This window comes from Celeribacter ethanolicus (assembly GCF_001550095.1).
GTDB lineage: Bacteria > Pseudomonadota > Alphaproteobacteria > Rhodobacterales > Rhodobacteraceae > Celeribacter > Celeribacter ethanolicus.
Window position 1 is genome coordinate 53,627 of record NZ_LRUC01000028.1, and the last position, 9,185, is coordinate 62,811.

The window sequence follows — 9,185 nt, forward strand, 5'->3', positions numbered from 1 at the left end:
CTCTGGGTCGAGGCGGGGCAGCCGTGGGCGTTGTTCTGGCGCCTGACCCCCGCCGAGATCGCTTTGGGGCTCTCCGCCTATGTGAAGGGGGTAGAGCGCAAGGCCAGAATGCGGCGCGCGGACATTCACGCGCTTGCCTCTCTGGTCGGGGTCGCCGTCAACAATCCGAAACAACTCCCGTGCGGGCGTGACTTCATCGAGGGTCGCGCCCGTTCGCGTTTCTCAAGCGAGGCGCAAATCGACGCCTATTTCAGGACGCTGCAAAGCGTGAAGAAAGCACAAGGGGCAGGGCATGTTTAAAGGTCTGATCGGGGCGCTTCGCGTTGACCTCGGCATGAATAGCGCGGAATTCACGAAGGGCGCTGATCAGGCCATTTCTTCGGTTCAGCGTATCCAGAAGCGCATGGGGGCGATTGCCTCTCGGATGAGCATTGTGGGGGCCAAGCTGTCAGTTGGGGCAACTCTGCCGCTTGTGGCCTTCGCGAAAAAATCCATGAATGCGGCGGAGGTGCAGGAAAGTGCCGTCGCTGCCATGGAAACGGCCCTGTTCTCGATGGGCAATGTCGCGGGTTACACCTCCGAACGCCTGCAAGCCATGGCGTCCGAATTGCAAAATGAATCTCTTTACGGCGATGAGGAGATTTTGCAGAAGGTCACGGCAAACCTTCTGACTTTTGGTAATGTGACGGGCGAGGTCTTCGCGCGGGCGCAACAGTCTGCGCTCGATCTGTCCGCGCGTCTTGGTCAGGATTTGCAGTCTTCAACCGTGATGCTTGGCAAGGCGCTGAACGATCCGGTGAAAGGTATCACGGCCCTGACCCGTGTGGGTGTATCCTTCACCGAACAGCAAAAGAACCAGATCAAGGCTATGGCCGAGGCTGGGGATGTCGCCGGGGCGCAAAGCCTCATTCTCGATGAGCTGAACAAGCAATATGCGGGGCAGGCGGAGGCCCTGCGCAATCTTCCGGCTGGCCAAATTCAGGCGGCCAGCATGGCGATTGGCGATGCAATGGAAAAGGTCGGTTCGATCATCCTTCCCGTGGTGGCCGAGGTGGCGACCTATGTCGAGGATCTGGCCGTCCGGTTTCAAAACCTATCTCCCGAGACCCAAAGGCTTATCGTTCTGGGCGGGTCTCTTGCGGCGGCTCTGGGGCCGGTTGCAGTGGCGTTCGGGGCCACGGTGGCCGCAGTCGGCGCATTGATTTCGCCGGTTGGGGCGGCGGTCGCCGGGGTGGCGGCTCTGGCTGCTGGCGCGGCCTATCTGGTTGCAAACTGGGATACGCTCACCGCGCGCTGGCCTGTTTTGCAGGGCATTTTCGATGCGCTCAAGTACAGCGTATGGTTGCCCGTGACCTTGATGGTGACGCTGGGCAAGAAAGTGGCCGAGGTGATCCAGAAGCTCGGCGGTTTCGGCGACACCATGGTCTTCCTGAGTGATCTCTCTGCCGAGGTCTGGGGGCGAATTGCCATGCTGGCCGGTGGGTTCGGGTCCCGGTTCGAGGCGATTGTTGGCAAGATCAAGGCGGTCTGGGCTGCTGGTGTCTCTTACCTTGCCGACAAGTGGGCTGGGTTCGTCGGGACGATTGCGCCCACGTTCAACGCCATCGCGGAAAAGGCCGGGTCGGCGTTGCGGCTCGATGCCATGGCGACGGCGACTTGGGCCTCCGGGCTTGAGAATGCCGCGCAGAATGCCAAGACGCTCGCGGCCAATGCCGATCTGGCGGCGGATGCGATGATCGCGGCGGCAAAGGCACCGCTCGTCACATTGGACCGCCTGAATGCGAAGGTGACGGAAGTTGCCGAAGATGCCGAGGACGAGGCCGGTGGCGCGGCGGATGTCGTCAGTGGTGCGGTCGAGGATGTCGAAGACGCTTTGGACAACGCCGGAGATGCGGGCGCGACTGCTGGCGGCAAGATTGCGAAAGGGCTCGAAAAGGCGCTCCCGGTTGCCGAGACGCTGGCCGAAACTTTGGCCAAGATTGCAGAGACGACCTTTGACAATATCGCCGAGGGTTTGGCGAATTCGCTTGCCAAGGGGGATCTCGTAGGTGGCATTAAGGGGGTGTTCTCGGACTATATGTCGGGAGCGACGACATCCTTTTCCAAGATTCTAAAAGATGCCTTCACGGGGGGAGGATTTGCTTCTATCGGTGCAAGTCTCTCGACGGCGTGGAGTGGGTTCACCGGAGCGCTTGGGGATATTTCCTGGGGGTCCATCGGATCTGTGTTCAGCGGAATTGGAGCGGCGGCGTCTAAGATCATGCCGGTTGTCGGGTTGGTGTCTGCGGTCGTCGGTATAATCAAAGGGTTCAGCTCAAAAAAGCTGACCGCATCGGGGTTTGACTTTGCGTTCGAGGGTGGTGAACTGGTCGGTGGCACCTATGAGACGTGGAAAAAGTCGAGCTTTTGGGGGCTGAAAAAATCTACCAGCACGAAGCACAAAGCCTTCGATGAGGAAACGTCCGCGATTTTCAACGAACAAATCGAAGCCGTTCAAGATGCCGTCGCCGCGACCTACAAGGCTGCGGGGGAGGCTATCGAAGATGGCTTTATCGAGGGGTTCGATTACGACTTCGGCAAGATCAACACCAAAGGCATGAGCGAGGATGAGGTTTCTGAAGCACTGTCCAAGGCCTTCGCCGCGTATGGTGATGCGATCTCCGAAGCGATTGGCGGAGTCGGTCTCGAACTGGCCGCGACCTTCGCGCAGGTCAAGAACATCTTGGAGCCCAGCGGGCAATCCTTCCTCGGCACCTTTGCCGAAATGGCAAAGGCGGCGGCGAATGTTGCCGATCTGGTGGGTGGCACTTCGGCGCTGGCCTCGGGCGTCAGCTCCTTTGTGGCGACGTATTTCAGCGAGGCTGAGCGGTTCCAGATGGTCTCCGATCGGGTGGCCGGTGTCTTCGACGATCTGGGCTTTGCCATCCCCGACACGCTCAAGGGGTTCCGAGATCTGATCCTGTCGCAGGACCTCATGACGGAGAGTGGCAGGGAGGCTTACGCCGCCCTTCTGGGGGTGGCCGATGCTTTTGCCGCCGTAAATGCGGGGCTCGATGAGAGCTTCGATCTGAGCGGCGGGTGGTATGCCAATGAATATGAGGCACGTCTTGCGCAGGTCGCAGCGGCGCGCGGCTATTCGACGGTGACGGAGGTCGCGCAAACGTCTGGCACGACACAGTACGGACGAACCTCGCTCGGCGGAGATGAGGGGGCTGCGGTGCAGCTCCTGCAAACCATGCTCGGCATTTTCAAAAACTGGGACGAAGAGGGTTACCCGCAGGAAAGGAGCTTCTGATGCTCGTATGTGAGCCAATCGAGATGTCTTTGGACAATATCTCGGTTTCCTTGCCCGAAGACGATGCGCCTGCATGGGATGGGGTTACGGCGTGGGGTCTCGGCGCTTGGGTTGTGCGCGGTCATCGCATCTTTGAGAGCATGATCGCGGATAATACCGGTATTGATCCTGCGGCGGTCGATCAGAGCAAAGTGTCGGCGGAATGGCTTGAGGTGCAATATACCAATGCGTTTCGTGCCTTCGACGGTGTGCTCGATAATCCGACTGTCGGGGCAGAAAACATCGTGATCGACATCACGGTCGCGGACAGTTTCGACGTGCTCGGTCTGTTCGGGGTTCGTGCGGTCTCGGTCTCGGTGGCCTTCTATAACGCGGCGGGGCAACAAGTTGGGGAGCGAAGCCTCTCCCTTGGTGGCCGGATCGTGTCGAGCTGGTTGGAGTGGTTCACGGTCAGGCCAGATCCGCGCCGCGACAAGGCGTTCTTTTACAACATCCCGGTGTCTGCGCGTCGGGCGGTGATCCGCATCGACGGCGGGGATTTGCGCCTCGGTGAGGTCTTTCTGGGCCGATCCTTCTACGTTGGCGAGGCGCAACCAAAGACCGCAGGTCGGGCGGTGACGGCCTCGCGCTATGAGGTCAACGATTTCGGGCGCACGATCTGGACCAAACGTCCGACGCGGCGGGAAATGACCTACATCGTCGAGGCGGAACGGCTCGCCTTCGAGGCCATCGAGCCGCGCATGGGGGAGTTGGCCGGGTCTCTGGTGGTCACTGTCGGGGCCTTCGAAATTCCGTCCACAATCCAATTCGGGATTCTGGGCACCATCGACTGGGCCGAGGATGGACCGGACGAATATCTCTATTCCTTCACGATCAAGGGGCTGTCATGAGCTTTACCGAAATCACACCTTATGATGGTCAGTTGCCATCCTCGGATGATCTCGCGTCTTTCGATGGTCGGGCCGCGGCTCTTATGTCTTGGCTGGTGGCGAATTTCGCGCCTGAGATTGCGGCTCTCGCTGTGGAGATCGCCGGGGCGTTGAATGGAGAGGAGGACACATTAGCCGCTGTGCAGGCGCTGGCGGACGGGTTGGGTGGGGCGGCGGCCTATAGCGTGTCCGGCGATCCAGACTTTGCGGTCAGTGGTGAGATGTTTGCGGTGCGATCCGTGATTGCCGCGTATATCGAGGCGTTTCGAGACGCGACAGCGCTTGGCTGGGGGCAGGAGCCCAAGGACATGACCGCAGAGCGCCTCACGAACACGGTGTACCACAATACGACGGGCCATCCTATCTGGCTATCCATCGAGCATGCCAGCGATTTTTGCCAGATTGATGCCAGCAAGGATGGCGCATCCTTTAACAAAATTGCCCGCGACGGGTCGAGCCAGACCAGCACGATATACGCCATTATCCCGGATGACTGGAGATACAAATTTTGGGGCGCCGCAATCTACAAATGGACGGAGCTAAGGAGCTAAGATGATGGAGTACGGGTATTACCACCCTGATCTCGGGTACTGGCAAGCCGTGGTCGCGCCGACGGAGGCCACCTTGTCCAAGTATCCTGATGGCACCATTAAGGTCCCGAGGAAACCGGGGGAGGGCTACGAATGGCAGGACGGTCAGTGGGTCCATTTGTTCCCGAGTGACGAGGATCTGATCGCGCAAATTCGTGCGCGGCGGGCGCCTCTGCTGGCTGCATCGGACTGGACGCAACTCCCGGATTGCCCGCTGTCCGACGCTGATAGGGCCGCGTGGGCATTGTACCGGCAGGCTCTGCGCGATCTGACGGAGGCGGAGGACTTGGCCGCCATCGTGTGGCCGGCCCCTCCTTCCTAACTGTTTGGTCTTCCTTGCGCTGTCAGGTCTTCCTTTGGGTAGATTTTCTGGGTCTCAATTCTGTGGGTAAAACGAATGGTTCGTGCTTTGAGCTTGAAGGCGGATGATGCTGAGGCAATCGCCCGCGATATTGTGGTGACGCGTGATGAGCCGTGCGTTGTAACGGTCGCAAATAAGTCTGAGGTTGAGATAGTGCTGACGATTGCCGCTCTTCCTGGGGATGTCCCGTTGGTGGAAATCCCCGGCGTCGGTTCGGTCAGCATTGAGCCTGTGTTTGTTCAGGCTCTGACCGAGGGCAGGGTCTACAAATACAACATTTGGCAGGTCGATGGGCCTATGCTCCTTTTTTCGGGGGGGGTGGAAATCAGGAACAGTATCGCCCCTAGCGGCGCTGATTTTGCGACCACATTCCTGAATAATTTCGGCCAGTCCGGCGGGCCGTCTCAGGTGGTGGTTCTGACAGCGGCGGAGTATGCCGCGCTGACGCCGCCGGACGATGACACAATCTACATGATTTCGGAGGGCTGAGGCGATGGATTTTGCAATTGGATTGACGTCGGTCACGGCGATCTATCGTGGCAGTAGGCTGATATATCCCAATCTCATTGGGAATGATTCTGGTCTGATTGCTTGGTATGATGTGAGTGACCTCTCCACGCTTCATCAGGACACGGCGATGACGATCCCGGTCACCATGGATGGCGATCCGGTCGGGGCTGTGCGGGACAAACGCGGTCAGGGGCTATATTTGAGGCAGTCCACCGCCTCATCGCGCCCGACCCTCGCGGCAAATGCCCTGTCCTTCGATGGCGTCGACGACTATCTCGTGGCCTCCGTTGCGGGGTATCCCGGCATTCGGGAGGTTCATGTTGCGACGACGCTCCCGCCCGCGTTTGTCGGAGATGCTTATCAGGGGCTATTTGGTGCACGTACCCAATACAATACGCAGATCTCCTATCTGGTTGTCGCGCAGGTCGCCGGGGTGCATCAGCTCTGGGCTGGCGCGGGCACGACACAGCTCAAGATCAGCAACGGCATCGCCGCGCTGATGGGAACGCGCTGTGTGCTTGGCTATTCGCACGACGGCAGCACCGTCAGGCTCTTCGTCAACGGGGTGCAGATCGGCGCCACGGGCCAGTCCGGCAGTGCGGCGGGCACCCTGTCCAGTATTGTCGGCGGGATCAACGCCGGAGGTGGTCTGGGCACGCCGTACAGTGGCCAAATCGAAGGTGTCGTCGAGTTCGACCGGCTTCTGAGCGACACCGAACGCGGGCAAATCGTGCAATATCTGGCTGCGTGAGGGAGGGGAACAATGACGGCAATCATCATCACGGCGGCTTGCCCATCAGATCTGATCGCATCCGCCAATCATCTCGCGATGTGCCTGGCCTATTCCGAAGCAGACGCGCTCACTTACCGAGACCCGTCATGGCAAGATACCGACGGCAATCTCTACGCCGCAGCCTCGTTTTCCGCCAGTCAGGCATGGATCACAGGAGCACAACAGGCATTGGTGCGCCCGGCTTGGGATGTAGGGCAGATCATCGACATGGAGGCCGCCGCGCGGGCGCAGGCGGCAATGGTGTTCTGGGTCTCCGATATGGGAGGGCAGCCCCCACAGGCAGCGGGTGGTGCGCTTACGGTCATCGGCGGGATGGATGGCCTCTCAGCTCTCATGGCGATGGGCTTGGCGCGGGTGGGGGCCGTAAGCCCATAATGGGATATTAAAATGGACACTATCAAGGCCGCCTTCGGGCGGCTTTTTCTATTCCTTGAGGACAACATGAGCAAACTCGAACACATCGCTTCCACGAAAGCCGCCCTGACGATTTCCGGCGGGTCTCTGGCTTGGCCCTTCGTCGTGCCGTCACCGGACCAATATGCAAGTTTCCTGAATCTGATCGTGGTTCCGACCATCGGCGCGCTCATTGCTCTGATCACGCTTCTGATCAAGGCGCGGCAATTTTGGCGCGGCCGGGCGGCAGCCTTCCATGAAGACGAAAGTGGAGCCGTGAGCAAACGCGGCATTGGTCTGATTGTCGGCGGCGTGCTGACTGCCACGCTTGCGACCGGGCAATGGGCTTACACCTCTGCGTGGGAGGGCTATGAGAATTGCGTTTATCTCGACAGCGGCGGCTATCCGACGGTTGGGGTCGGTCACATGGACCCGTCTCTCAAGGTCGGTGAGTGTTATTCCGATGCGCAGATTGAGGCGTGGTTCTGGCAGGATATGGAGATGAAGGTAGACCGGCCTCTGAGCCGCTGCATCACGAACGAGAGCCTGTCCGAGGCCACGGTTACGGCTGTACGGGACTGGACGTTCAATGTCGGCGGCGGCGCGGCTTGTCGATCGACGCTGGTGCGCCTGTTGAATGCCGGGCAGGTTCGGGAGGCCTGCGAGCAACTGCCGCGCTGGGTCTACGTCAAGGGCATGCTGCTGCGCGGACTGGAAAATCGCCGCTGGCGCGGTTTGCCGGGTATGCCGCTTTCGAACCGGGCTCTTTGTCTCTCGGGTCTGCAATGATCGCGCGCCTGTGGTCCCGGATCGTCACGCCGCTGGCTCTCGCGCTCGCTGTGGTCGCCCTCTCCATCGGTGGCTGGGCGTGGGGGCTTAAATTCCGCAATGACGCTCTGAGCGCGGCTGTGAGCGGCTATCAGGAGGCGGTGCGCATCCGGCGCCAGTCGGACTTCGAACAAGCCAAGATCCGCGCCGAGGCGGCGCAGATCGACACCTATCTCGACACACAGGAGGGCGGCGATGCGCCTCTTAGCGATTATCTCTCTGATGCTGCTGGCAAGCTGTGGCCGTGAGACGCCGCTGTCGCTTCTTGATCTGGAGCCTTGTCCGGGCTGGCAGGGGGCGACCCCGCAAAATGAGCGCCAATTTGCGCGCGCTGCTGCCGCTGAGATGGCCGGGCGGCTCTGTGCGAATGCGAAGTTGGAGGTAGTGGGAAATTCTTCGGGGGCAGTTTATACCTCTGTCGGCAAGTGAAGGAGATGGATATGATCCTGATGGCATGTGCGGTGATTGCCGTAGTCGATGGGGACACGGTAAAATGCGACGGTCAGAGCGTGCGACTAATCGGCGACGGCATCCCATTTAAATCTGGCTTCGACACGCCAGAGACATACCGCCCCAAATGCCAGCAAGAGCTTGAGCTGGGCCGGGCTGCAACAACTCGTATGGCGGAGCTGTTGCGGGACGCTGTCGGGATCATGGACACTGGCGCACATGACCGGTACGGGCGCGTTCTCGGACGTTTGATCCTGAGCAATGGCGAGACGGCGGGGGAGGTTCTGGTGCGCGAGGGTTATGCGGTCCGGTGGGCACCGGGGCGGCATATGGACTGGTGTCGGTGATGTTTGAATGTGTTGCGTATCAGAAAAGGGCGTATTTTGTTGAAAAACTCGTGCTTGATCGGTGTGTGATCTGCTGTTTCAATTCTTCCAACGGACGGGAGGATTGACCGATGATGGGTCCGAGGCAGGAAGCGCAGGCATCGCTGTTTTACGAGTTCTCGCTTGAGGATCACGTCCCTCAGGATCATTTGCTGCGGTCGATTGATCGGTTCGTCGACTTGGGCAGCATCCGTGCTCATCTTGCTGAGTTCTACAGCCGCACGGGCCGGCCTTCCGTTGACCCCGAGCTGCTGATCCGGATGCTTCTGGTCGGCTATTGTTTCGGCATCCGGTCGGAGCGGCGGCTCTGCGAAGAGGTGCATCTGAACCTCGCCTATCGCTGGTTCTGCCGCCTCGATCTGAACGACCGGGTGCCTGATCATTCGACGTTTTCGAAGAACCGGCACGGTCGTTTCCGCGAGAGCGAGCTGCTGCGCCATCTATTTGAGACAACGGTGGCGCGCTGCATCGAAGAAGGCCTGGCGAGTGGCCAGCGCATGGCGGTGGATGCCAGCCTGATTGAGGCAGATGCGAACAAACAGAACTCGACGTCAAAGGAAGACTGGGATGCTTCAACCATCGAGCCCGCTGATGCGCCTCGTGCCGTACGCGAGTATCTCGACACCCTTGATGAGGCTGCATTTGGCGCA

12 protein-coding genes are annotated in these 9,185 nt (G+C 59.9%); all 12 read left to right on the forward strand.

The window, feature by feature from the left end; all coding sequences use genetic code 11:
* Positions 1 to 30: 30 nt before the first annotated feature.
* Positions 31 to 300 carry a hypothetical protein gene (locus tag NH195_RS11460; protein ID WP_066706975.1) on the forward strand — a complete coding sequence of 90 codons (270 nt, stop codon included), beginning with the start codon at positions 31 to 33 and terminating at the stop codon, positions 298 to 300.
* Complete coding sequence (locus tag NH195_RS11465) at positions 293 to 3,295, forward strand: phage tail length tape measure family protein (RefSeq protein ID WP_066706984.1); 3,003 nt, start codon at positions 293 to 295, stop codon at positions 3,293 to 3,295. Before NH195_RS11460 ends, NH195_RS11465 begins: the two co-directional genes overlap by 8 nt.
* Entirely contained in the window at positions 3,295 to 4,185 is an 891-nt protein-coding gene (locus tag NH195_RS11470; protein ID WP_066706987.1) for a hypothetical protein, read from the forward strand. Before NH195_RS11465 ends, NH195_RS11470 begins: the two co-directional genes overlap by 1 nt.
* Positions 4,182 to 4,775: a hypothetical protein gene (locus NH195_RS11475; protein WP_066706991.1), complete on the forward strand. Its 594-nt coding sequence runs from the start codon at positions 4,182 to 4,184 to the stop codon at positions 4,773 to 4,775. Before NH195_RS11470 ends, NH195_RS11475 begins: the two co-directional genes overlap by 4 nt.
* Before the next feature lies 1 nt (position 4,776).
* Positions 4,777 to 5,136, forward strand: a complete 360-nt coding sequence (locus NH195_RS11480) for a tail fiber assembly protein (protein WP_066706993.1) — start codon at positions 4,777 to 4,779, stop codon at positions 5,134 to 5,136.
* 75 nt (positions 5,137 to 5,211) lie between these two features.
* On the forward strand, positions 5,212 to 5,664 hold the full coding sequence (locus NH195_RS11485) for a phage upper tail fiber protein (protein WP_066706995.1): 453 nt from the start codon (positions 5,212 to 5,214) through the stop codon (positions 5,662 to 5,664).
* Between the two features lie 112 nt (positions 5,665 to 5,776).
* Positions 5,777 to 6,436 carry a hypothetical protein gene (locus tag NH195_RS11490; protein ID WP_162265873.1) on the forward strand — a complete coding sequence of 220 codons (660 nt, stop codon included), beginning with the start codon at positions 5,777 to 5,779 and terminating at the stop codon, positions 6,434 to 6,436.
* A 12-nt stretch (positions 6,437 to 6,448) separates the two neighbouring features.
* Positions 6,449 to 6,853, forward strand: a complete 405-nt coding sequence (locus tag NH195_RS11495; RefSeq protein WP_066707001.1) for a hypothetical protein — start codon at positions 6,449 to 6,451, stop codon at positions 6,851 to 6,853.
* Between the two features lie 12 nt (positions 6,854 to 6,865).
* Positions 6,866 to 7,660 (forward strand): lysozyme, encoded by a 795-nt coding sequence (locus NH195_RS11500; protein WP_066707004.1) that lies wholly within the window; start codon positions 6,866 to 6,868, stop codon positions 7,658 to 7,660.
* Positions 7,657 to 7,947, forward strand: a complete 291-nt coding sequence (locus NH195_RS11505) for a hypothetical protein (protein ID WP_066707007.1) — start codon at positions 7,657 to 7,659, stop codon at positions 7,945 to 7,947. Before NH195_RS11500 ends, NH195_RS11505 begins: the two co-directional genes overlap by 4 nt.
* A gap of 192 nt (positions 7,948 to 8,139) precedes the next feature.
* The gene (locus tag NH195_RS11510) at positions 8,140 to 8,496 is read left to right on the forward strand and encodes a thermonuclease family protein (RefSeq protein WP_238379750.1); all 357 of its coding nucleotides are present in this window, start codon (positions 8,140 to 8,142) and stop codon (positions 8,494 to 8,496) included.
* A gap of 110 nt (positions 8,497 to 8,606) precedes the next feature.
* A partial coding sequence (locus NH195_RS11515; protein WP_066703577.1) for an IS1182 family transposase occupies positions 8,607 to 9,185 on the forward strand: 579 nt, incomplete at its 3' end.

Bases quoted from the DNA above. Each gene is read 5' to 3' on its own strand.
- NH195_RS11505 (WP_066707007.1), top strand. From the start codon at position 7,657: ATGATCGCGCGCCTGTGGTCCCGGATCGTCACGCCGCTGGCTCTCGCG.
- NH195_RS11495 (WP_066707001.1), top strand. From the start codon at position 6,449: ATGACGGCAATCATCATCACGGCGGCTTGCCCATCAGATCTGATCGCA.
- NH195_RS11510 (WP_238379750.1), top strand. From the start codon at position 8,140: ATGATCCTGATGGCATGTGCGGTGATTGCCGTAGTCGATGGGGACACG.
- NH195_RS11485 (WP_066706995.1), top strand. From the start codon at position 5,212: ATGGTTCGTGCTTTGAGCTTGAAGGCGGATGATGCTGAGGCAATCGCC.
- NH195_RS11475 (WP_066706991.1), top strand. From the start codon at position 4,182: ATGAGCTTTACCGAAATCACACCTTATGATGGTCAGTTGCCATCCTCG.
- NH195_RS11465 (WP_066706984.1), top strand. From the start codon at position 293: ATGTTTAAAGGTCTGATCGGGGCGCTTCGCGTTGACCTCGGCATGAAT.
- NH195_RS11480 (WP_066706993.1), top strand. From the start codon at position 4,777: ATGATGGAGTACGGGTATTACCACCCTGATCTCGGGTACTGGCAAGCC.
- NH195_RS11470 (WP_066706987.1), top strand. From the start codon at position 3,295: ATGCTCGTATGTGAGCCAATCGAGATGTCTTTGGACAATATCTCGGTT.
- NH195_RS11500 (WP_066707004.1), top strand. From the start codon at position 6,866: ATGGACACTATCAAGGCCGCCTTCGGGCGGCTTTTTCTATTCCTTGAG.